Origin of the sequence: Corallococcus carmarthensis, from assembly GCF_003611695.1 — a bacterium.
Taxonomy (GTDB): domain Bacteria; phylum Myxococcota; class Myxococcia; order Myxococcales; family Myxococcaceae; genus Corallococcus; species Corallococcus carmarthensis.
Window position 1 is genome coordinate 1 of record NZ_RAWE01000077.1, and the last position, 21,559, is coordinate 21,559.

General features: G+C 70.2%; 18 protein-coding genes. 11 read left to right on the forward strand and 7 right to left on the reverse strand.

Translation table 11 applies throughout. The features are described 5' to 3' along the window. Window positions 1-1,147: molybdopterin-guanine dinucleotide biosynthesis protein B (mobB, locus tag D7X32_RS21075; protein ID WP_120604396.1), on the reverse strand; the 1,147-nt coding region annotated here is incomplete at its 3' end. Then, a complete protein-coding gene (locus D7X32_RS21080; protein ID WP_120604360.1) occupies window positions 1,144-2,397 on the reverse strand; it encodes a molybdopterin molybdotransferase MoeA in 1,254 nt (417 codons plus the stop codon). The genes mobB and D7X32_RS21080, both read right to left, overlap by 4 nt. A gap of 177 nt (window positions 2,398-2,574) precedes the next feature. Here D7X32_RS21080 and mobA point away from each other — a divergent pair, with 177 nt between their 5' ends. Together mobA and D7X32_RS21090 are read left to right on the forward strand one after the other, a co-directional pair. Beyond that, window positions 2,575-3,186: a molybdenum cofactor guanylyltransferase gene (mobA, locus tag D7X32_RS21085; protein ID WP_120604361.1), complete on the forward strand. Its 612-nt coding sequence runs from the start codon at window positions 2,575-2,577 to the stop codon at window positions 3,184-3,186. A 47-nt stretch (window positions 3,187-3,233) separates the two neighbouring features. After that, window positions 3,234-3,857 (forward strand): hypothetical protein, encoded by a 624-nt coding sequence (locus D7X32_RS21090; protein ID WP_120604362.1) that lies wholly within the window; start codon window positions 3,234-3,236, stop codon window positions 3,855-3,857. Here the strand turns inward: D7X32_RS21090 and D7X32_RS21095 are convergent. From D7X32_RS21095 to fdh, 5 genes are read right to left on the reverse strand one after another with little or no spacing between them, the layout of a single operon-like run. Beyond that, window positions 3,854-4,459, reverse strand: a complete 606-nt coding sequence (locus D7X32_RS21095) for a hypothetical protein (protein ID WP_120604363.1) — start codon at window positions 4,457-4,459, stop codon at window positions 3,854-3,856. The two genes, D7X32_RS21090 and D7X32_RS21095, sit on opposite strands and share 4 nt — an antisense overlap. 6 nt (window positions 4,460-4,465) lie before the next feature. Beyond that, entirely contained in the window at window positions 4,466-5,587 is a 1,122-nt protein-coding gene (locus D7X32_RS21100) for an AAA family ATPase (protein ID WP_158625726.1), read from the reverse strand. 43 nt (window positions 5,588-5,630) lie between these two features. Continuing rightward, complete coding sequence (nrfD, locus tag D7X32_RS21105) at window positions 5,631-6,845, reverse strand: NrfD/PsrC family molybdoenzyme membrane anchor subunit (protein WP_120604365.1); 1,215 nt, start codon at window positions 6,843-6,845, stop codon at window positions 5,631-5,633. Further along, the gene (locus D7X32_RS21110) at window positions 6,842-7,642 is read right to left on the reverse strand and encodes a 4Fe-4S dicluster domain-containing protein (RefSeq protein ID WP_171449159.1); all 801 of its coding nucleotides are present in this window, start codon (window positions 7,640-7,642) and stop codon (window positions 6,842-6,844) included. Before D7X32_RS21110 ends, nrfD (D7X32_RS21105) begins: the two co-directional genes overlap by 4 nt. Before the next feature lie 4 nt (window positions 7,643-7,646). Further along, window positions 7,647-10,910: a formate dehydrogenase gene (gene fdh / locus D7X32_RS21115; RefSeq protein WP_253900079.1), complete on the reverse strand. Its 3,264-nt coding sequence runs from the start codon at window positions 10,908-10,910 to the stop codon at window positions 7,647-7,649. Window positions 10,911-11,188: 278 nt separating this feature from the next. Here fdh and D7X32_RS21125 point away from each other — a divergent pair, with 278 nt between their 5' ends. The 9 genes from D7X32_RS21125 to D7X32_RS21170 all read left to right on the forward strand — a co-directional run bounded on the left by D7X32_RS21125 (window position 11,189) and on the right by D7X32_RS21170 (window position 21,553). Beyond that, a complete protein-coding gene (locus D7X32_RS21125) occupies window positions 11,189-11,581 on the forward strand; it encodes a response regulator (protein WP_120604368.1) in 393 nt (130 codons plus the stop codon). A 124-nt stretch (window positions 11,582-11,705) separates the two neighbouring features. Beyond that, window positions 11,706-12,317: a DUF2378 family protein gene (locus tag D7X32_RS21130; protein ID WP_120604369.1), complete on the forward strand. Its 612-nt coding sequence runs from the start codon at window positions 11,706-11,708 to the stop codon at window positions 12,315-12,317. A gap of 131 nt (window positions 12,318-12,448) precedes the next feature. After that, on the forward strand, window positions 12,449-13,447 hold the full coding sequence (locus tag D7X32_RS21135; RefSeq protein ID WP_120604370.1) for an SDR family NAD(P)-dependent oxidoreductase: 999 nt from the start codon (window positions 12,449-12,451) through the stop codon (window positions 13,445-13,447). A 310-nt stretch (window positions 13,448-13,757) separates the two neighbouring features. Next, window positions 13,758-14,357, forward strand: coding sequence for a hypothetical protein (locus D7X32_RS21140; protein ID WP_120604371.1), 600 nt, complete (start codon window positions 13,758-13,760; stop codon window positions 14,355-14,357). A 118-nt stretch (window positions 14,358-14,475) separates the two neighbouring features. Then, window positions 14,476-15,435, forward strand: coding sequence for a protein kinase (locus tag D7X32_RS21145; protein WP_120604372.1), 960 nt, complete (start codon window positions 14,476-14,478; stop codon window positions 15,433-15,435). Window positions 15,436-15,670: 235 nt separating this feature from the next. Then, window positions 15,671-16,321, forward strand: a complete 651-nt coding sequence (locus D7X32_RS21150; RefSeq protein WP_120604373.1) for a cytochrome c3 family protein — start codon at window positions 15,671-15,673, stop codon at window positions 16,319-16,321. Beyond that, a complete protein-coding gene (locus tag D7X32_RS47575; protein WP_279635599.1) occupies window positions 16,309-19,605 on the forward strand; it encodes a TAT-variant-translocated molybdopterin oxidoreductase in 3,297 nt (1,098 codons plus the stop codon). The genes D7X32_RS21150 and D7X32_RS47575 overlap by 13 nt, the downstream gene beginning before the upstream one ends. Next, on the forward strand, window positions 19,602-21,026 hold the full coding sequence (gene nrfD / locus D7X32_RS21165; RefSeq protein WP_120604374.1) for an NrfD/PsrC family molybdoenzyme membrane anchor subunit: 1,425 nt from the start codon (window positions 19,602-19,604) through the stop codon (window positions 21,024-21,026). Before D7X32_RS47575 ends, nrfD (D7X32_RS21165) begins: the two co-directional genes overlap by 4 nt. Next, window positions 21,023-21,553 (forward strand): DUF3341 domain-containing protein, encoded by a 531-nt coding sequence (locus D7X32_RS21170; RefSeq protein WP_120604375.1) that lies wholly within the window; start codon window positions 21,023-21,025, stop codon window positions 21,551-21,553. Before nrfD (D7X32_RS21165) ends, D7X32_RS21170 begins: the two co-directional genes overlap by 4 nt. Window positions 21,554-21,559 lie beyond the last annotated feature (6 nt).

Here is a 21,559-nt window from a genome sequence, read left to right on the forward strand (position 1 = left end):
GGCGCGGGGCGCGGACGGCGCCGGCCAGGACCAGGGCGCCCACCACCTTGTCCACGGCGTTGTGGCGGCCCACGTCCTCGTGGGCGGCGAGCAACTCGCCGTGGGCATCCAGCGCGGCGGCGGCGTGGACTCCGCCGGTGTGTTCGAAGGTGTGCTGGATGTCGCGCAGGCGTTCGGTGGCGCGGGCCACGGTGTGGGCGGAGAGGACGGGGCCGGGGGCGACGCTTTCGCAGCGGGCCAGCAGGTCGTCCACGTCGCGGCGGCCGCACACGCCGCAGGCGGAGGTGGTGAGGGTGCCGCGGCGGGTGGCCTCCACGCGCTCCAGGTCGAGCACGGCACCGGCGGCGGGGATGACCTCCAGCACGTTGCCGTACCCCTCCTCGCCGGGATGGCCGCAGTGGAAGAGGCTGCCCAGGTCCTCGCCGTCCTGGAGGATGCCCTCGGCGAAGAGGAAGCCGACCGCGAGCTCGCGATCATGTCCGGGGGTCCGCATGGTGGTGGCGACGGTGTCACCGTTCACGCGGATCTCCAGGGGCTCCTCCACGGCCACGCGGTCATCCTCGGCCGCACGGAGCGTGTCTCCGTCGAAGCGGCGCACGGCGCGGTGGGTGACGCCGCGCGGTTCTGGACGAAAGACCTTCGGCGTCGCGGATTGATCACGCAGCCACGCGGTCAGGAAGTCCGCGACGGCGTGCGCGGTGGCGGGCAGGCGCGGACGCGAGGCCACGGAGGACGGGAGCGCGGGGGCGTCCGTCACCAGGGCGAGCACGCCGGGGCGGGAGGCCGCGAGCGGTGCTTCCAGGCCCTCGCGCCACACCTCCAGCTTCGGGAGGGGGCCGTCCTTCCAGCCCTCCACGAGCACCAGGTCCACGCGGTCCTCGGCTCCCGCGATGAGCGCGGGGGACAGCGGCTGCCGGGTGGTGAGCTGCGTGCCGTCCGGCGTGGCGAAGCCCGTGAGCACGGCGCCCGCGGCGGCCAGGCGCGCGGTGTCGCTGCCCGGGCGGTGGAGCGGGTGCGCATCCGAGGAGTGCTTCACGTACGCCACGCGCAGGCCGCGCGAGGCCAGCTCCGGCAGCAGGCGCTCCAGGAGCGTCGTCTTGCCGGCGCCGGCCCCACCGATGACGGCGATCATGGGAGGCGGCTTCACGCGGCCTCCACGGCCTGGAAGTCCGGCTGTTCGAAGAGCTGCACGTCCACGGACTCGCCCTGGGCGAAGTCGGCGCGGCCGGCGGGGAGCACGGCCCAGCCCCGGGCCGCCACGTTCTGGAGGATCTGTCCGGCGCCCTGGGGACGCAAGCGCGCCCACGGTTCGGCGCGGTCCTCGCGCGCCTCGAGCGCCGCGACGGTGACCAGGTAGGTGAGGCCGGCCTGCTTGTGGCGTGACTCGGAGAGGCGGGCGCGGGTGACGCGGCGCTGTTCGACGACGCCCTGGTGCTTGAAGAGGAGGGGCCGCGCGAACTGATCAAACGCGACGGTGGCGGCGCCGGGGTTGCCGGGCAGCACGACGATGGCGGTGGAGCCCAGGCGGGCCACGGCCACGGGCTTGCCGGGCTTGAGCGCGACTCCGTCCACGAGGAAGCGAGCGCCCATCCGCGTGAGGACGCGCTTTACGTAGTCCTTGTCGCCCACGGACGCGCCGCCGGTGGTGATGAGCACGTCGACCTGGGGCGCCAGCGTCTCCAGCTGCGCGTGCAGCTCCGTCTCGTCGTCGCGCGAGCGGGCCAGGTGCGTGACGTCCGCGCCGGCCTCGCGGGCGAGCGCGGCCACGAGGAGGCGGTTGCTCTCGAAGACCTGGTGGGGTTGGGCGGGCTGGCCGGGAGCAACGAGCTCGTCCCCGGTGGCGATGACGGCGACGCGCGGCGCGGGGCGCACGAGCGCGGTGGCCTCGCCCAGTGACGCGAGCACGCCGAGCACGGTGGCGTCCACGCGCTGGCCGGCGGGGAACAGCGGCGTGCCGGCCATCACCTCTTCGCCGGCGCGGCGCAGGTCATGGCCGGGCGTGACGGAGATGAAGAGGTCCACGTGGGTGCCGTCGTCGGTGGGGCGCGCGGCCTCCTGGCGGACGACGGCGTCGGCGCCGGGGGAGAGGGGGGCGCCGGTGAAGACGCGCGCGGCCTCGCCGGGCTGGAGGGTGAGGCGTGGCAGGTGTCCGGCGTAGACGGTGTCGACGATGCGCAGGCGCGCGGGACGGTCGCGGTTGGCGCCCCGGGTCTCCTCGGCGCGCACGGCCCAACCATCCATGGCGGAGTTGTCGCAGCCGGGCAGCGCGCGTGACGCGGCGACGCCAGCGGCGAGGAACCGGCCATGGGCTTCCAGCAAGGGAAGGCGTGCGGGGGCCGCGGGCACGATGGCATCGAGCGCGGCCAGTCGCGCGGCGGGGAGGGGAGTCAGCGGCATGCGTCCAGGAGGGGGAGCCTGACTCTACGACGGGGTGCGCGTGCCTTGTCCACGGGGGGCATGGGAATGGCGGCTGCTCCCTCCCTCTGGGGCTTGGCGAAATCCGGGGAGTGGCGTGCTTTCCGGGCGGAGTGGGGGAGGAGTGGACGGAAGGAAAGCTGTGTAGGGTCGGCGCACATGGACGGATCCGCGACCTTTCCCGACGTAACGCTGGCCATCCTGGCAGGAGGGCAGGGGACCCGGCTGGGAGGCGTGGCCAAGGGGCTGCTGAGCGTGGAGGGGCTCACAACCTTGGAACGGCTGCGGGCGTTCGGGTCGCATTTCGGGGGCACGGTGTTGGTGGCGAATGTTCCAGAACCGTACGAGCGCTTCGGGATCCGCACGGTGGCGGACACGGTGCAGGGCAAGGGTGCGCCTGGAGGCGTTCACGCGGCGCTGGGCGCGGCCCGCACGCCCTGGGTGTTCGCGGTGGCGTGTGACATGCCGTTCGTCACGGAGGCCGCGGCCCGGGTGGTGCTGGACGCACGGGGCGTGGATGTGGACGCGGTGTGCTTCGAGCGTGAGGGACGGTGGGAGCCGCTCTTCGCGGCGTACCGTTCGGAGTTGGTGACACGGTGGGGGGAGGCGCTGGTGGAGGATCCGTCCATGCGGCGGGTGCTGATGCGGTTCCGCACGCGGACCTTGCCTGTGGACGCACTGCGCGCGGTGGATCCGGAGCTGCGCGCGTTGGCGAACGTGAACACGCCGGAGGATCTGGTGCGCTACGGCGTTGCGTTGCCGCAGCGGTGAGTCCGGGACGTGGGCGTGCGGGGCGGGTTGACGGGGAAGGGCGAAGGATGGACCCTTTCAGGATGACCCGGGACTGGAACTCGCTGATTCGCTTCGCCCTGGAGGGCGCGGAGGGTGAGCCCTTCCTGCGCCTGCTCAAGGAGCGGCTGCGGACCGGGAGTCAGGTCGTCAGTGTCCGGTTGGAGAACGCTGGAGGAAAACCGGAGTACGTCCTCATCCTGTCGCTGCACAAGCAGCTGTCGGAGATGCGGGTTCCCCACTCGGAGGCGTTCACGGCTTGGTCGTTCGATACGGGGACGCGGATGGCCGACGAGCAACAGGAGCAGTCGCGGTTCGTGTTGCTCCTGGGTGAACGGTTCGCGGTGCTCGCCGATGATGTTGGGCCGGACGTGCTGATGGCGCTGATGTCGAACCACCTGCCCGCACTGGGGGCGCCGCGCGCTAGCGAGGCCGCGCGGCACTTGCGGTCTTCGCGGCATGTGGACAGCGCCGTGCGCCGTGCCGCTGAGAAGCTGGACTTCGTCCTGGTCGGGTTGGCTCGCGCGCTGGGGCGCTCACTCAAGTACGACGAGGCCAAGACCGGACGGATCTTGGATGGGGCGCTGGCGCAGTGGATCTCCCAGCCGCCTCGGGTACTGGGCCTGGATGCCCAGACTCAGCCTCCGCTTTAGCCCTTCCACGCATTCACTTGGTCGACGAAGGCCTGGAAGCTTGGGCGTGCTGAAAGTCGCTTGATGGCTTCCGGGTGTTGGAGACAATCAAGAGCCATGCGCTTCTGATCTCGACTGGATGGCAGCGGCTTGCCAAAGCAGTCCTTCTTCAGAACAGGCCGGTGGTAGCGCTGCTCGGGGGATGGCTCCGTGAACGCATGCCCCTTTGCGATGAGGAGCCAGGTCTCCAGGGTCTGGACGGGCACGACCACGCAGGAACGATAAGGGTCTTCGCGCCAGCTCGTGGGAATGGTGCTGTGCAGCCAGCACACGCGGCACCCACGCTCATTCGCGCATTCCTGGGCGGAGTCGTGCGATGGGTGGTGAGGAAGCCCGTGCGTGCTCCCACCGTCGTTGTCGATGGCGACGAGCGCGTGACGGACGCCCTGCTGCGCCGCCGCGTTGAGGTACAGACCTGCCTGCTTGCGCACGTGCTTGCAGCCGTTGAATTCGATCTCGCTCTTCCATGCCTGCACGGGAGTGCCGAGAACCCGTTCAAGGAGGTAGCGGTAGAGTTCCCCGTCATAGGCGTGGAACTCACTGGCGATGGCGACCGTGAGCACGGGACCTCAGAATGCAGTGCTGAAGGCGCCAGTCTCCAGAAGATCTCCCGGCGGGGCCTGTTGGAGCGCTTCAACGAGTTCGGGCACATCGCTCAAGCGCTTTACGCGCGTCCCTGTGTCGGAGCGGCGGAAGAGGAGGACTGCTTCCAGTTCATCGCGGAAGGCGTTGAGGAGAACGGTAGAGTGCGTGGCGATGATGAACTGGCATTGACGCTCGCGGACGATGTCCTTGAGGAGGTCGACCAGTTCGCGAAGCCGCTTGGGGTGGATGGACTGCTCGGGTTCCTCGATGCACAGCAGTTGCCCAGGTTCTACGCTGAGAGAGAGCATGACAAGTGCCGTGAATACGAGCACGCCATCCGATACGTGCGCTGCATCAAACTCCAAACCATCTTTTTGGCGAAACCAGAGTCTTTGAAACCCTGGGACAGGAGCAGGCCGCACAAGGACGTCGACAATCTCGGGTAGGCACTGGGACAAGAACTTATTTAGTGCTTCAGCCTTTTCGGGCATGGCACCGCGCCATAGTCCAAGGACTGCCGCTATGCCTCGGCCATCGAGACCGATTTCCGGGCTAGGCACTACCTCGGCGTCACTGCGCAGAGTGCTGATGGATAGTTTGATTGTCTTGCTGCCTGCGAATGGGATCGAAAGTTGATCGACTTCTGCGTGCTGCTTCGACGTCATCATGTTTCGGTGTTGGAAAATGAACGTGTTTCCGTCGAGGGGGGGCGGTCCGGCCAAGGGGGTGGATATTGCCGGATTGGAAAGCCGGTTGCCCTTGAGTCTGTTGAAATTGAGTGCGTCGTCTTGATTGTTGAATTTCTCTTCGAGCAGGGGCTTGTTGGTGTTGGGCGACAAGCCAATGGCGTAGGTGCTTCGTGAAGCGGCCCATGCAATGTGGCAAGGCTGTGGACCTGCATCTGGACGGCGAAAGAAGACTTCTCCCTCCTGATCAATGGCTGCTGTGAGTCCTGCGGTCACTGCATTGGAGAGGAACCGCGCCACGCTCATGAAGTTCGACTTGCCGGAGTTGTTCGGCCCCACGAGCACAGTGATGGGCTCCAGTGGGATGGTCTGCTCTTCGCCGAAGCTCTTGAAGTTCCGGAGCGTGATGGACTCAATCATGCGCCGAACGTAGCACTCCCTACCGACAAGGTAAGGCGCGGCGTCACGGCTCCGGCTGCGTCTCCATGAACCGCGCATACGGTGCATCCGGCCGTGGCGCCGTGCGCGCCGCGCCCTGACCCAGCACGGGCAACGGGAAGCTCAGCGGCTTCCCATCCGATGCCACCGCGTTCCCCTCCACCTGCGCCGCGCCCAGTCCCTGTCGCTGTCCCTGGAACGTGGCCTGTGGATTCCTCGCGGACGCCTTGCCCGCCTGGATGATGCCGTAGCGCGCGGCCACCGCGCCCACCGTGGACAGCACGTCCGCCGTCACCTGCTTCCACCGCGACCTTCCCGGCAGCACGTCCACCACCAGGCCCGCCAGCGAACACGTCCGCGACAGCATCCACAGCGCTCCAGACACTCCCGAGCGCAGCGGCCTGCCCACCTCCACCACCTGCCGCGCCTCCAGCTCCACCGCCTCGCGCGTGAGCACCTCCGCCACCTTGCCCGCCACGCGGAAGCGGCGCAGCACGCGTTCCTCCGCGTCCGTGTGCGGCAACAGTGACAACAGGCTCCCAGCGCTCGCCGTCGCGGAAGACATGAAGAACAGCGGCAGTGTGCGCCCCACCTGCTGCCACAGCGGCACCGCCGTGTTGCTCACCAGCACCGCCGTGTACCCCGCGAGCGGCAGACCCAGCACCGCGCCCATCCGCCCCGCCACTCGCCCCAAGCCCCCCAGGATTCCGGGCCGCCGCCTCAACACGAACGCCGCCGTGTTCACCGCGCCCGAACCCGCCAGCACCCACGACCCCATGCTCATGGGTGACGTGGGCCGGAACACCCGCAACATGTTCAGGAACCGCGACGGCCGGCCCAGGTCGTGGATCAACAGCCCCGCGCTCACGGCATCCCCCGCCAGGGCCACCGAATGACAACGCTCCGCCAGCCGCTCCAGCCCGCGGCCCCCCAGCGACTCCAGCGCCACTCCGAGCACGCTCGCCGCGCCCGCCACCCCGCCCACGTAGAAGTACGCGGGCACGGTCCAGATCCACAGCGGCTCCTTCAACACCGGCATGCCGTAGTAGCTAGGAGCCTCCGCGCTGTCCGGTCCCGACCTCGACGGCACCGTGGACAGCACCCCCGCTCCCTGCCTCGCGGGCTCCGGATCCTTCACCCGCTGCTGGGAACCCTCGCCCTCCAGGATGCCCGCGCGCGGGTCGATGTTCCGTCCGTCCGCCTTGCGTTGCAGCCGGTCCAGCAGCGTGTCGTCGCTCATCCTCGGCCCTCCCGCCCGAACGCCACCGCGCCCATCGCCACCGCAACCATGCCCACCGCGCCCATCGCCACCGAGGCCCACGACCGCAGCGCCTTCTTCGTCGGCACCACCGGATCCGGCGGCAGGTTGTAGACCTCCGGCTTGTCCAGCAGCAGGAAGAACGCGTTGAGCCCACCCGTGCCCGGCTGGTTCTCCGCGTCCTTCCCGTACAGGTACGCGTCCGTCACGCCCTGCTGATGCAGCGTGCGCACCCGCGACTCCGCTCGCGCGTGCAGTTCATCCAGGTCGCCGTACTGGATGGACGCCGTGGGACACGCCTTCGCGCACGCGGGCGTCTGGTCGTCGCCGATGCGGTCGTAACAGAGCGTGCACTTCCACGCGCGCCCGTCATCCTCCCGCCGGTCAATCACTCCGAACGGACACGCCGACACGCAGTAGCCGCAGCCGTTGCACACGTCCGGCTGCACGTAGACCGTGTCGAACTCCGTACGCACGATGGCGCCCGTGGGACACGCCTCCAGGCACGCCGCGCGCTGGCAGTGCTTGCACACGTCCGACATCATCAACCACGAGAAGTCCCCCGCGCCCGACGTCTGCCCCTGCAACGGCACCGGCCGCTCCACGAACGCCACGTGCCGCCACGTCGACGCGCCCAGGTGCGCCGTCTGGTCGTAGGACATGCCCGTGAAGTGGAAGCCGTCGTCTGGAAGCTGGTTCCACTGCTTGCACGCGACCTCGCACGCCTTGCACCCGATGCAGAGCGTCGTGTCCGTGAAGAACCCCTTGCGGCTCCCCATGCGCCTATCCCTTCCCCTCGGGTTCCTGCGCTTCCGAGTGGTCCGTGTCCTGCGGCGGCGTCACGTCGCGCGGCACCTCTGGCTCCGTGAGCGGAGGCGGCGCCGCTCCCGCCGCGGCCCGTTCTCCCGAGCGCATCCGTCCCGCTCGCAGGTCCGCCGTGAACACCTTCGACTCCTGGATGTCCACGTTCTGATCCGCGACGAATGCCGTCAGCTCGTTGGCGCCCTCACCGCGCACGCGCCCCGTGACGCCCCAGTGATACGGCAGGCCAATCTGGTGCACCTGCCGCCCCTTCACCTTCAGCGGGCGGATGCGCTCCGTGACCAGCGCCCGGCACTCCAGGTCCCCTCGCGCCGTGGCCAACGTGCACCAGTCCCCGTTCTTCAGCCCCTTCTCCCGCGCCAGCTCCGGGGAGATTTCGCAGAACATCTCCGGCTGCAATTCGCTCAGCCAGGACAGCCAGCGCGACATGCCGCCCGCGGTGTGGTGCTCGGTGAGCCGGTACGTCGTGACCAGGTACGGGTAGCGAGGGTCGCCCCAGGCCCGGTGGTAGGGATTGTCCTTGCGCCTCCACTCCTCGCGCGTGGGGTTGCACTGCTGCGCGTAGAGCGGGTTGGAGACCACCGACTCCATGGGCTCGTAGTGCGTGGGCAGCGGCCCGTCCAGCATCCCGCTGGGCGCGAAGAGCCAGCCCTTGCCGTCCGCCTGCAAGAGGAACGGATCATTGCCCGCGAGCGTCGCCAGCCCCGTCGCGCCCTCGGGCGGCCGGTACTCCGGCGGCCGGTCCGCGATGAAGTCCGGCACGTCCTCGCCCGTCCACTTCTTCTCCCCGGCGTCCCACCACACGTAGCGCTTGCGCTCGCTCCAGGGCTTGCCGTCCACGTCCGCCGACGCGCGGTTGTAGAGCATCCGCCGGTTGGCGGGCCACGCCCAGCCCCACTCGGGCGCCACCCACGTCTGCTGCTGCGCCGGCTTGCGCCGCGCGGCCTGATTGACGCCGTCCTTGTAGCAACCCGAGTAGATCCAACAGCCGCACGCCGTGGAGCCGTCGTCCTTCAGCGCCGTGAAGCCGTCCACCAGCTTCCCATCCGCCACCGTGTAGCCGTTGATCTCCTTCAGCACGGCTTCCGCGGACGGCTCCGCGTGCGGCCCGTGCGTCGGGTAGTCCCACGTCAGGTCCAAGAGCGGCGCGTCCTTCGCGTCCGAGGAGCCCGCGTAGAGCCGCCGCAGCTTGCGCCCCAGGTGCCAGGCGAAGTGCAGCTCGCTGCGCGTGTCCCCCGCTGGCTCCACGGCCTTGTGGTGCCATTGCAGCAGCCGCTGCGTGTTGGTGAAGCTGCCGTCCTTCTCCGTGTGCGCGGCGGCGGGGAAGAAGAACACCTCCGTGGGGATGTCCTCCGGCCGCACCTGCCCCGACTGGACCTCCGGTGCCGTGCGCCAGAACTCCGCTGTCTCGATGAGGGTGAAGTCGCGCACCACCAGCCAGTCCAGGTGGCGCAGCCCCTTGCGCTGGAGCGCCCCGTTCATGCTGCCCACGGCGGGGTTCTCGCCCATGACGAAGTAGCCCTGGAGCTTCCCGTCCGCCATGTCCGCCACCGTCTGCATGTGCGAGTGATTGCCCGTCAGCCGGGGCAGGTGGCTGAACAGGTAGTCGTTGTCCTTCGTGGCCTTGTCCCCGAACCAGGCCTTGAGCAGCGACACCGCGTACTTGGGGAACTCCGACCACCAGCCGCTGCCGGACTTGTTGTCGCGGATGTAGTGCTCCAGCCCGACCGTGGCCTCCGCGTGCGGCATGGGCAGGTAGCCCGGCAGCAGGTTGTAGAGCGTGGGGATGTCCGTGGAGCCCTGGATGGACGCGTGCCCGCGCAGCGCGAGGATGCCGCCGCCGGGCCGGCCGATGTTGCCCAACAGCAACTGGAGGATGGCCGCCGTTCGGATGTACTGCACGCCCACCGAGTGCTGCGTCCAACCCACCGCGTAGCAGAACGCGCTGGTGCGCTCCGGGTTGGAGTTGGCACACAGTGTCTCCGCCACCTGGAGGAACAGCGCCTCGTCCACGCCGCACACCTGGGACACCACCTTCGGCGTGTAGCGCGAGAAGTGCCGCTTCAGGAGCTGGAACGCGCACCGCGGATGCTGGAGCGTTTCGTCGCGGTGCTCGTTGCGCAGGTCCACCTGGGACTCGTGCCCGCCGCCGCCCGCGCCCGGTTCGTCCGTCAGCTCCTTGTGGCCCGCCGCCGGCACCACGCCGGGCACGCCTTCGTACTGCCAGGTGTGGATGTCGTAGCGGTGGTGCTTCGCCTGGAAGCCGCTGAAGAGCCCCTCCAGGTCCTCCGTGTCCACGAAGTCCTCACGGATGAGCGTGGCCGCGTTGGTGTACTGCACCACGTAGTCGCGGAAGTACCGCTCGTGCTCCAGCACGTAGTGGATGAGCCCGCCCAGGAACGCGATGTCCGTGCCCACGCGGATGGGCGCGTAGAGATCCGCCACCGCGCTGGTGCGCGTGTAGCGCGGGTCCACATGGATGACCTTCGCGCCCCGGGCCTTCGCCTCCATCACCCACTGGAAGCCCACCGGATGGCACTCGGCCATGTTGGACCCCTGGATGAGGATGCAGTCCGAGTGCTGCAGGTCCTGCTGGAACGTCGTGGCTCCACCGCGGCCGAACGTGATGCCCAGACCGGGCACCGTGGACGCGTGTCATATTCGAGCCTGGTTCTCCACCTGCACGACGCCCAGCGCGCTGAACAGCTTCTTCAGGAGGTAGTTCTCCTCGTTGTCCAGCGTCGCACCGCCCAGGTGCGCCATCCCCAACGTCCGGTTCACCTGACGGCCCTGCGCGTCACGCTGTTGGAACGTCGCGTCGCGCGTGCGCTTCACGCGCTCGGCCACCTTGTCCATCGCCTCTTCCAGCGGGATGGGTTCCCACTCCGTGCCGCCGGGGCGTCGGTAGAGGACCTGCCGCACGCGTTGCGTTCCCGTGACCAGCTGGAAGGTCGCGGCGCCCTTGGGACACAGCCGTCCGCGCGAGATGGGGGAATGCGGGTCGCCCTCGATGTCGAGGATGCGCCCATCGCGCACGTGCACCTCCTGCCCGCAGCCCACCGCGCAGTACGGGCAGATGGACTTCACGACCGCATCAGCGGACTTCGTGCGCGGCTCCAGCGAGCGGCTGCGCGCCGTCATCGCCGTGTCCCCCAGCGCCCGGCCGTCTCCTCGGGTGAGCTGCCGCAGCACGGGCCAACCGTTCAACAGGTCGCGGAACTTCAAGGCCGCTCCTCCACTCCGGGACGCACGGGGTACCCCGTCCCCCAAGATGGAGACGCACCCTGGCGCGGGCCAGTGCCTCGAAGGCAGGAGCAGGCGGGCAGGCATGAAAATGCGCGGTGCCCGAAATCAGACCGGGGGGCTCGAATCGTTATTTCTCCATGGTGCCAACGCCTCTTCCGGCTGCCCCCTCCCCGCTGGCCTGCGTGCCTTCAGGAGGAGCCGGAGGACCCACAGCCACGTGACGGCCGGACGTGGCGGAGAGCGAGTGGAGACACTGCATGACAGACAGTGCCCCCCTCATCCTCTTGATCGAGGACGAGGAAGACATCCGGGACGCGGTCGCGACGCTGTTGGAGATGGAAGGCTATCGCGTCGCGCAGTGCATCAATGGTGAGGACGCATGGACCTGGCTGAGGCTCCATCCCCGCCCAGGCCTGGTGCTGCTGGACCTGATGATGCCGGTGATGGACGGACAGGCCTTCCTCGCGAAGCTGTCCCAGGAACGCATGCTGGAGGGCGTGCCCATCATCGTGCTGTCCGGCAGCCCCTTCCGTCCGCCAGGCGCGGTGGCCTACCTGCGCAAGCCGGTGGCGGTGGATCCACTGATGGAAGTGGTGCGCCGCTTCCTGCCGTCATCCGGGGAAGGCCCGGAAGGACCTCCCACGTCGTGAAACATGTGTCGCGTGATGGGTGGCGGGTCCATCCAGGACTCGCGATGGAACGAGACCTGTGGAATCCTCGCGCCCCGTCAGGTCCCCGCCTGGTCCATTCCCCCTCATTCAAAGGACGACGCTGATGCCGCACGGCGCGCTGAATCTTCCCGAGGACGTCGCCCGTGACCTGGAGGCACGCCTGGCCGCGACGACGCCGGAGGACACGAGCCGGGGCCTGTTCTTCCTGGGCGTGCTGGACGCGGTGCGGTTCCTGGGCGGACCGGAAGCGGTGACGCGCTGTCTGGAGCAGGTGGGCGAGACCGCCGACTTCATGCCCATGCAGACCTATCCGTTCCCGCGCTTCCTGCGGCTGTCCTACGTGGCGGCCGAACAGCTCTCGCCGCTCGTCGGCGGTCATGAGGCGGCGCAGCGGCAGATTGGCACGCAGGCGATGCTGGACTTCCTCAACTCCATGTTCGCGCGCGACTTCGTGCAGCAGGCCGGAGGCGACCCGAAGCGGCTCTTGGAGTTGATGCACTCCGGCTACCGCACGGCGCTGAACTTCGGCGAGCGCACCGTGGAGTGGACGGGGCCCACGTCCGGCCGGGTCATCATGAAGCGCTCGCTGATGCCGGTGCCCTACAACGAGGGCATCCTCCAGTCCGCGTTGGAGGTGACGGGCGTGCACGACGTGCAGGTGCGCGGGCAGGCGCAGTCGCTGGTGGACGCCGTCTACGACGTGTCCTGGTCGTAAGGCCCGCGTCTCCCGTCTCCCGGCCCGGAGGGCAGCCAGCCGAGCGGGCCATGCGCTGAAAGATTCCGGGGGCTTGCCTCGTGCGAAGCCCGGCCGGAAGGCCCACCTCAGGCGAGGAGGGGCGAAAGCGCATGGCGCGTCACGAGGACTTGAGGGGACAGGTGGCCATCGTCACGGGCGCGTCGAGCGGCGTGGGGTGGCAGTCCGCGCTGCGCCTGGCGGAAGCCGGCGTGCGGCTGTGCGTCACCGCCCGGCGTCAGGCGGCGCTGGAGCGGCTGCGCGTGGAGGTGCTCCAGCGCGGCGGCGAGTGCCTGGTGAGTGAAGGCGACGTGACGGTGGCGGAGGACGTGGAGCGCGTGGTGCGCGAGTGCGTGGAGCACTACGGCCGCGTGGACCTGCTGGTGAACGCGGCCGCGGTGCAGTCCTACGGCTACTTCGACCAGCTGCCCTGGGAACACATCACGCGCGTGTTCGACGTGGCGTGCTTCGGCTACTTCCGCTTCGCGCGCGCGGTGCTGCCGCACTTCCGGATGCAGGGCCACGGCCACCTGCTCAACATCCAGTCCATGTTGTCGTCAGGGGCCGCGCCGCTGTTGTCCGCGTACGCGGCGGCGAAGCACGCGACGCTCGGGTGGGCGCAGTCGCTGGAGATGGAGCTCGCGGGCACGGGCATCCAGGTCTCCAACGTGATGGTGCCGTCCGTGTCCACGCCCATGTTCGACCACGCGCCCACGATGCTGGGGTGGAAGCCCGTGCCGGTGCCGCCCACGTACGACGTGGACCTGGTGGCCCGCGCGGTGGTGCGGCTGGCGAAGCGGCCGGGCCGCACGTCCGTGCCGGCGTTCCTCCAGGGACGGTTGATGCTGTGGCTCAACGGCGTGGCGCCGTCGGTGGGCAAGGCGGTGCTGAGCCGCTTCGGCGCGCGGATGCAGACGACGGACGCGCCGTTGGATCGCCCCGAGGGCAACCTCTTCACCCCCATGGCGGAAGGCGTGGGCCCCCGAGGCAGCGTGCCGCCGACGCCCGCGTGGGTCCGCTTCAGCGCGACGCTGGGCCTGGCGGCGCTGACGGGCGGAGTGGTGGGCGGCGCGGTGCTGGGCGCTCGCGGCCTGATGCGCGCGGTGCGCTGAACGGGACACCGCTCTTCCGGCGCGCGGCCGTCCAAACCTGTCCGACAGCCGGACAGGTTCAGGCGGCGCGCTGTGGACGGGGAGTCCACGCGGGGTTCTCACCTTCTCATTCGCGGTACAGATTTCAGACCCGAAAACCCGGCGCGCAACGCGATCAGAATTTTCCTGTTCGTGGCGCTGATGGTGTCGTGTCAACGAAGTGTCCACACGACGGGAAAACATCCTCGCGTTGCGGCGGGCTTTGGCTAGAAGGGGCCCCGCATGCGCACCGGGAAGGGTCGGCCGGGCGCGAACGTGAGGAGCAACCTCGATGCGTGGAAACAACAAGTGGACGGGCCTGGCGCTGGTGGCGGGTCTCGCGGTGTCGTCGCAGGCGGTGGCGGCGGATGAGCCGAACCTGAACAGCGACCCCGGCAAGTCGTCGGAGTTCGGTCAGGAGAGCCAGGTCGTCATCAGCCAGGAGCTCAACGGCTTCCTGGGCTACAACACGGCCTCGGAAGTGTTCCTGGTCCGGCTGGAGCCGTCCGCGGACTACTTCCTCCAGCAGAACCTGTCGGTGGGCGCGTCCGCGCTGGTGGCCTTCGGCTTCGGTGACAGCACCGTCGTGGGCCTGGGCGTGCTGGGCCGCGTGGGCTACCACCTGCCGCTCAACGAGCGCGTGTCGCTGTGGCCCAAGGTGGGCTTCGGCGTGCAGTTCGCGCACGTGCCGAACGCCAGCGACGTGAACTTCGTCCTGGATTTCAACGCCCCCATCCTGTTCCACGTCTCGCCGCACTTCTTCGTGGGCGCGGGCCCGCAGGTGCGCGCGGTCATCAGCCAGAGCGTGGGCAGCCTGGGTTCGGAGCAGGGCAACTTCTCCGGCAACGACGTGACCATCGGCATCACGACCACGGTCGGCGGCTACTTCTAGCCTCGGGCCTTTCCTGGCACCCCGGGCTTGCTGCCCGGGTGTCGGGGAATGAAAGACCCGTGACGTAGGACGCAGCGCGTTGACGTCACGGGTTGGATGTGTTGGGTTGGAGGTTGCCATGTCCGTGCTTCCGTTCGCATCCCGGCTGCCCGCGTTCGCCCCCCTGCATCCGCTGGGGAGGGGCCCCTTGGGCGAATGGGTGTCCCTGGTGTGGCCGCTGGAGCAGGACTCCGCGGGAGCGCACCCGCTGGTGGTGAAGACGTTCCTGCTGGCGTCGGGGCTGGCGCCGGAGGCGCGGCGTCCGTTGGAGGACGCGCTGACGCACGCGGTGCCGCTGCGGCATCCGGGCATCGCGCGGCTCCACGGCTTCCAGGTGGACGCGCGCGACACGTTGACGGTGGTGTCGGACTACGTCCCGGGCTGTTCGCTGGCCACGGCGCGCCGGCGCGTGGTGGGGCGGGGCGCGCGGCCGTCGGAAGCGTTCGTGTGTCACGTGGGCGCGGAGGCCGCGGGAGCGCTGCAGGCCGCGCACGGCGCGCGCGTGGTGCACGGGGACGTGCATGCGCACCGCATCCGCGTGGGCCCCCGGGGTGAAGTGACGCTGACGGACTTCGGGCTGCGGCCGGCGCGTGCGCTGCTGCGGCGCTTCACGTCGCCGTCGCGGCCGGACGTGGTGGAGCCGCCGGCCCCGGAGGACGCGGTGGGCTCGCCGGTGGCGGCGCGGGAGGACCTGCGCGCACTGGGGCGGGTGTTGCTGTCGCTGGTCTCCGGGAACGCGGTGGTTCCGCAGGATGCGGCCGGAGTGGACGCGGCGCTGGGGGGCGTGTCGCCCGCGCTGCGGGACGTGCTGCGTGGGGTGCTGTTGGATGCGCGCGGGGCGGACTCCGCCGCGGTGCTCCAGTCGGCGCTGCGCGACTGCATGGAGCGTGGGCCAGCGTGCCCCGGGCGGGAGGCGGTGGTGCGCGAGCTGGCGGCGTTGCCGGGTTCCGGCCCGCTGTCGCCGGTGGACGTGTACGTGGGCGCGGCGTCGGTGATGACCGCCCCCGCGTCCGTGCGCGGGCACACGCTGCGGTCCTGAGCGCATCGCGAGGCGGCCAGGGGCTTGGGTCGAGCACCTGAGCAGGGCCTCGCGCGCTCGCGCCGCACCCGAGGGCGGCCTTCCTGTGGGCTGGCCAACGTCACGCGTGCTGGCCGTGTGAAACGCGACGGGGTGCGCGCGGGAGGCTGGTGGTTCCCAGCAGGCCTCGCCCACAGTCGCGCCCACCTCTCGCGCATGCGTGCCCGGAGGGTTTGACGCTGCAGGGGGGAGGGCCATGGCTCCGCTGTTCCGTCCCGGGACGGACTCGGTGTTGCGGGCGCTCATCGCGCTGGCACTGGGTGTGCCCGCGGTGTCGGTGGCGGGCCTGCTGCTGCTCGCGCGCAATCCCCTGGGACGCGGTTCGTTCACGCCCCGCGAGCAGCCCGTGCCGTTCGACCACCGGCACCACGTGGGCGACGAAGGCATCCCGTGCGGCTACTGCCATGAGGGGGCGTGGCGTTCGCCCGTGGCGGGAGTGCCTCCCACGCAGCGCTGCCTGGGGTGCCACGCGCAGGTGTGGAACGAGAGCGCGCGGCTGGAGCCGGTGCGCGCCAGCGGCTTCGACGGCACCCCGCTTCCGTGGAACCGGGTGCACGCGCTGCCGGACTACGTCTGGTTCAGCCATCAAATCCACGTGAACAAGGGCGTGGGCTGCGTCACCTGCCACGGGCGCGTGGACACCATGCCGGCGGTGCAGCAGGTGGCGCCCCTCACCATGGGCTGGTGCCTGGACTGTCACCGCGACCCGACGCCGTGGCTGCGCCCCGTGTCCGAGGTCGCGAACCTCACCTGGCGTCCTCCCGGTGATGCGCGAGAGACAGGCCGCGCGGTGCAGGCCGCGCTCGACGTGCACCCCCGCACGGATTGCAACACATGCCACTTCTGACCGACCCCCTACCGACGGAGGTCCCCGAACCGGGCGAGGTGCGCGCGTGGCGGAGCCTGGAGGAGTGGCACGCGGGAGGTCCCGGGCGTGAGGCCGTGTCGCGCGAGCATCCTCCCGGGGCCATGCTTCCGCCCGAGGGAGTGGCCCGGCGCACCTTCTTGCAGCTGGCGGCGGCGTCGCTGGCGGCGGCGGGCTTCAGCGGGTGTTTCCGTCAGCCGCCGGAGAAGATCCTCCCGTATGCGAAGCCGCCGGAAGGCCTGACGCCCGGCGTGCCGCTGCACTTCGCCACGGGGCTGGAGTGGGGCGGACGCACGGTGGGGCTGGTGGTGGAGAGCCACGAGGGCCGGCCCACGAAGGTGGAGGGCAACCCACTGCATCCGGCGAGTCTGGGCGCCGCGGGTGTCTTCGAACAGGCCGCGCTGCTGGGACTCTATGACCCCGCGAGGGCGAAGACGGCCCGGCTTCAGGGCGTGGAGGCCGCGTGGAGCACCGTGCGGGACGCGCTGCGCAAGCAGGCCGAGCGCGAGGACGGAGGCGCGGGGCTGCGCTTCCTGGTGGAGCCCACGGGCAGTCCGCTGGTGCAGGCGTTGTATGCGCGCATCCAGGAGCGCTTCCCTCGGGCGCGGATCATCCCGTGTGGCGCGGCCCTGGCGGACGGGCGCCGGGAGGGCACTCGGCTGGCGTATGGCAGGCCGCTGGACGTGGTGCACGACGTGGGGCGCGCGGTGGTGGTGGCGCTGGACGACGACTTCCTCTCCACGTCACAGCCCGGCAACCTGCGCGCGGCGCGGGACTTCATGCACGCGCGCAATCCGGAGGCCCTGAACCGGCTGTGGGTCGCGGAGAGCACGCTCACCCTCACGGGCGGCTTCGCCGACGAGCGGCTGCGGATGCGGCCATCGCAGGGTGTCGCGCTGATGCTCGCGCTGGCGGCGGAGGTGGGCGCGGGCCTGGGAGCGAGCACGCCCACGCATGCCCCCGATGCGGGAGGCGCTTCGGGCTCGCCGGGCACGCCCACGCGTGCACCTGATGCGGGAGGCGCTTCGGGCTCGCCGGGCACGCCCACGCGTGCACCTGATGCGGGAGGCGCCTCGGGCTCGCGAGTCACGCCCACGCATGCACCCGATGCGGGAGGCGCTTCGGGCTCACGGGTCACGCCCACGCATGCGCACGATGCGGGAGGCGTCTCGGGCTCGCGGGTCACGCCCGCATTCGGCGAGGGGCTCGCGGGCCTGCGCGTTCCTCCGACCGCGTTGACGGACGTGCAGCGCGCCTGGGTCCGTGGCGCGGCGAGGGACCTGCTCGCGCACAGGGGGCAGGGCCGGGTGACGGTGGGCCCGATGCAGCCGCCGCTGGTGCATGAGCTGGCGTTCGCAGTGGACGAAGCGCTGGGCAACACCCCCCGATTGCTGGAGCCCGTGGCGTTGCCAGAGGGCGGCCCGGAGGCGCTGTTCTCCCTGGCGAAGGAGCTGTCCGAGGGCCGGGTGGACACGCTGATCATCACGGCGTGGAACCCGGCCTGGACGGCGGAGGCGGACTCGGGCTTCACGAGCCACCTGGAGCGCGTCGCCTTCCGCCTGTACCACGGCCTCCACGAGGACGAGACGGCGGCGCTCTGCCACACCTTTGTCCCCGCGACGCACCCCTTCGAGTCCTGGCGCGACGGCCGCGCGCCGGACGGCACCGCGTCCGTGCTGCAACCGCTCATCGCGCCCCTGTTCCCTGGCGCGGTCTCAGAGGTGGAGCTCCTGTCCGTCTTCGCGGGCCTGGAGTCACAGAGCCCGTACGAGCTGCTCAAGTCCCTGTGGCGCGAACGCTCGGGAACGCCACCGGACTTCGAGGCGCGCTGGGAGAAGTGGCTCACGGATGGAGTCATCCCCGGCACCCAGGCACCGCCCTCGCGGGCCAGCCTGAACGAAGCCGCGGTGTTGAAGGACGCGCGGGAGGTCTCGGGGCAGGAACCCTCCCTGATCATCGGGAACGCGCCGGACCTCCGAGCAGAGGCCCGCGCGAGCCACCTGTGGGAAGCACCCGAGGGACTGGAGCTGTCGCTGGTGCTGGACTCGCGGCTGTACGACGGCCGCTTCGCGGGCAACGCGTGGCTCCAGGAGTTGCCCGAACCGGTGACGAAGCTCACCTGGGACAACGCGGCACTGCTCTCTCCGGCGACCGCGCGGGTGCTGAAGCTGGAGAAGGGGGACGTGGCGCGCATCGAGGTGCTGGGGCAGGCGGTGGAGGTACCCGTCCTGGTCCTGCCCGGCCAGCCGGATGACACGGTGACGCTGGCGCTGGGCCATGGCCGCGAGCGAGTGGGACCCGTGGGCCAGGGCGTCGGCGTCAACGCATACACGCTGCGGTTCCGGGACCTGCCATGGGGCGGCGCCAGCCCGACCGTCACCCGCACGGGCCGGCACCACGCGCTGGCGCTCACTCAGGAGCACTGGAGCATGGAGGGCCGCGACCTGGCGCTCCAGCTCACGGGCGAGGCCTTCCGGGCGAAGCCCCAGGCGCTCGCGTCCCTCCAGGAGGACGGCGAGCGCCTCTACCCGCCCACCGCGCTGCTGGCGAGCGAGCGTCACCAGTGGGCCATGGCCATCGACCTGCACCGGTGCACGGGATGCAGCGCGTGCATGGTGGCCTGCCAGACGGAGAACAACGTGCCGGTGGTGGGGCGCGACGGCGTGCTCAAGAGCCGGGAGATGCACTGGCTTCGCATCGACCGGTACTTCCTGGGCGACCCGGACGATCCGGGCTTCATCACCCAGCCCGTGGCGTGCGTGCACTGCGAGGCCGCGCCCTGCGAGTACGTGTGCCCGGTGAACGCCACCGTCCACTCGGACGAGGGCCTCAACCAGATGGTCTACAACCGCTGCATCGGCACGCGGTACTGCTCCAACAACTGCCCCTACAAGGTCCGCCGCTTCAACTATCTGGAGTACCAGCGGCGAGAACCCCTCACGCGCCTGCGCCAGAACCCGGACGTCACGGTGCGCTCGCGCGGGGTGATGGAGAAGTGCACGTACTGCGTGCAGCGCATCGAGCGGGCCCGCACCGTCGCGCGCTCCGCGCACCGGGACATTCGTGAAGGCGAGGTCCGCACCGCCTGCCAGCAGGCCTGCCCCACGGAGGCCATCACCTTCGGGGACCTGCGCGCGCCGGAGTCCGCGGTGCGCCGCGCGCACGAGGACCCCCGGCACTACAAGCTGCTCAACATGCTGGGCACCCGGCCGCGCACGGTGCACCTGGTGCGCCTGAAGAACCCGGCGCCGAAGGGAGGCGCATGAACACGGCCGACCCGCAGGTACCCGCGCCCGGCGACCCGCTGACGGAGCACCCGCTGCTGGTGGGGCGCCACTCCGACCTCGAGTACAGCGAATCGTTGCTGGCCTACGTGCACCGCCCTGCGGGCCGGACGTGGTGGGGGCTGCTGGGATTGGGGTTGGCGGGGACCGCGGTGCTGGCGGTGGCGGTGGGCGTCACGCTCTTCGTGGGCGTGGGGGCGTGGGGCAACAACATCCCGGTGGGGTGGGCGTTCGGCATCACGAACTTCGTGTGGTGGATTGGCATTGGCCACGCGGGCACGCTGATCAGCGCCATCCTGCTGCTGTTCCAGGAGAAGTGGCGCGGGTCCATCAATCGCTTCGCGGAGGCGATGACGCTCTTCGCGGTGACGTGCGCGGGGCTGTTTCCGCTGCTGCACCTGGGGCGGCCGTGGAAGTTCTACTGGCTGGTGCCCTATCCGAGCAGCCTGCGCGCGTGGCCGCAGTTCCGCTCGCCGCTCACGTGGGACATCGCGGCGGTGGGGACGTACCTGACGGTGTCGCTGCTGTTCTGGTTCCTGGGGCTGCTGCCGGACCTGGCCACGGCGCGGGACACGGCGAGGACGCCCAGGGCGCGCTTCTGGTACGGGCTGGCGAGCCTGGGGTGGCGGGGCTCGGCGCGGCACTGGCGGCAGTGGCGCACGGGCTATCTGTTGCTGGCGGGGCTGGCCACGCCGCTGGTGGTGAGCGTGCACACCATCGTGTCCTTCGACTTCGCGGTGGCGCAGCTGCCCGGCTGGCACACGACGGTGTTCCCGCCGTACTTCGTCGCGGGCGCGGTGTTCAGCGGCTTCGCGCTGGTGCTCACGCTGCTCATCCCGGCGCGCAAGGCGCTGGGCATCGAGCACGTGGTGACGCCGCTGCACCTGGACAACATGGCGAAGGTGCTGCTCGCGACGGGGTGGATGGTGGCCTACGGCTATCTCCAGGAGCACTTCTTCGCCTGGTTCAGCGCGAACCCCTACGAGCAGCACGTCATGGAGGCGCAGGTCTCCGGGCCGTACGCGCCGCTGTTCTGGCTGCAGATGTTCTGCAACGTGGCGGTGCCGCAGCTGTTCTGGTCGGCCCGGCTGCGCACGAACGTGGCGGTGCTGTGGGTGGCAGCGCTGCTCATCAACGTGGGGATGTGGACGGAGCGCTTCCTCATCGTGGTGTCTCCGTTGAGCATGGACTTCCTGCCGTCGTCCTGGGCGGCGTACCGGCCCACGTGGGTGGACTGGAGCCTGCTGGGCGGCACGGTGGCGTTCTTCGGCACGGCGTTCCTGCTGTTCCTGAAGTGGGTGCCCCCGGTGCCGGTGAGCGAGGTGAAGGAGCTCCAGCGCGAGGTGGATGCCTCGCTGCGCTTCCAGCGGGAGCACGAACGCCCGACGGGCGGTGCGCCGTGAGCCGCCACTGGGTGCTGGGGGAGTTCGCATCCAGTGACGCGCTGGTGGCCGCGCTGAAGGACCTGCGCGCGAAGGGCTTCGAACAGCTGGATGCGCACACGCCGTTCCCGGTGGAGGAGACCTTCGAGGCGCTGGGGCTGAAGCGTTCGAAGTTGCCGCTGCTGGCGCTGGGAGCGGGGCTGGGTGGGGCGGGGTTCGCGTACGTGGCGCAGTGGTTCGCGAACGCGGTGGACTATCCGTTGGACGTGGGAGGGAGGCCGCTGCACAGCGTGCCCATGAACCTGCCCATCACGTTCGAGCTGGGCGTGCTGAGCGCGGCGCTGACGGTGTTCGGCGCGCTGATGGTGCTCTTCGGCTTCCCGCACGTGACGCATCCGGTGTTCGACGTGGAGTCCTTCCGCAGCGCGTCCGTGGACGGCTTCTGGGCGAGCGTGGCGGTGGACGCGGAGGACGCACCGAAGGTGGAGGCGGCGCTGCGCGAGCTGGGAGCGCGGCAGGTGTCGGTGGTGGCGGAGGGCGCGCGATGAGGCGGT

What these genes read in the sequence shown, in the direction of transcription:
- D7X32_RS21080 (WP_120604360.1), bottom strand. Translation starts at nt 2,397, where the DNA reads ATGCCGCTGACTCCCCTCCCCGCCGCGCGACTGGCCGCGCTCGATGCC.
- mobA (WP_120604361.1), top strand. Translation starts at nt 2,575, where the DNA reads ATGGACGGATCCGCGACCTTTCCCGACGTAACGCTGGCCATCCTGGCA.
- D7X32_RS21090 (WP_120604362.1), top strand. Translation starts at nt 3,234, where the DNA reads ATGGACCCTTTCAGGATGACCCGGGACTGGAACTCGCTGATTCGCTTC.
- D7X32_RS21100 (WP_158625726.1), bottom strand. Translation starts at nt 5,587, where the DNA reads ATGATTGAGTCCATCACGCTCCGGAACTTCAAGAGCTTCGGCGAAGAG.
- nrfD (WP_120604365.1), bottom strand. Translation starts at nt 6,845, where the DNA reads ATGAGCGACGACACGCTGCTGGACCGGCTGCAACGCAAGGCGGACGGA.
- D7X32_RS21110 (WP_171449159.1), bottom strand. Translation starts at nt 7,642, where the DNA reads ATGGGGAGCCGCAAGGGGTTCTTCACGGACACGACGCTCTGCATCGGG.
- D7X32_RS21125 (WP_120604368.1), top strand. Translation starts at nt 11,189, where the DNA reads ATGACAGACAGTGCCCCCCTCATCCTCTTGATCGAGGACGAGGAAGAC.
- D7X32_RS21130 (WP_120604369.1), top strand. Translation starts at nt 11,706, where the DNA reads ATGCCGCACGGCGCGCTGAATCTTCCCGAGGACGTCGCCCGTGACCTG.
- D7X32_RS21135 (WP_120604370.1), top strand. Translation starts at nt 12,449, where the DNA reads ATGGCGCGTCACGAGGACTTGAGGGGACAGGTGGCCATCGTCACGGGC.
- D7X32_RS21140 (WP_120604371.1), top strand. Translation starts at nt 13,758, where the DNA reads ATGCGTGGAAACAACAAGTGGACGGGCCTGGCGCTGGTGGCGGGTCTC.
- D7X32_RS21145 (WP_120604372.1), top strand. Translation starts at nt 14,476, where the DNA reads ATGTCCGTGCTTCCGTTCGCATCCCGGCTGCCCGCGTTCGCCCCCCTG.
- D7X32_RS21150 (WP_120604373.1), top strand. Translation starts at nt 15,671, where the DNA reads ATGGCTCCGCTGTTCCGTCCCGGGACGGACTCGGTGTTGCGGGCGCTC.
- D7X32_RS47575 (WP_279635599.1), top strand. Translation starts at nt 16,309, where the DNA reads ATGCCACTTCTGACCGACCCCCTACCGACGGAGGTCCCCGAACCGGGC.
- nrfD (WP_120604374.1), top strand. Translation starts at nt 19,602, where the DNA reads ATGAACACGGCCGACCCGCAGGTACCCGCGCCCGGCGACCCGCTGACG.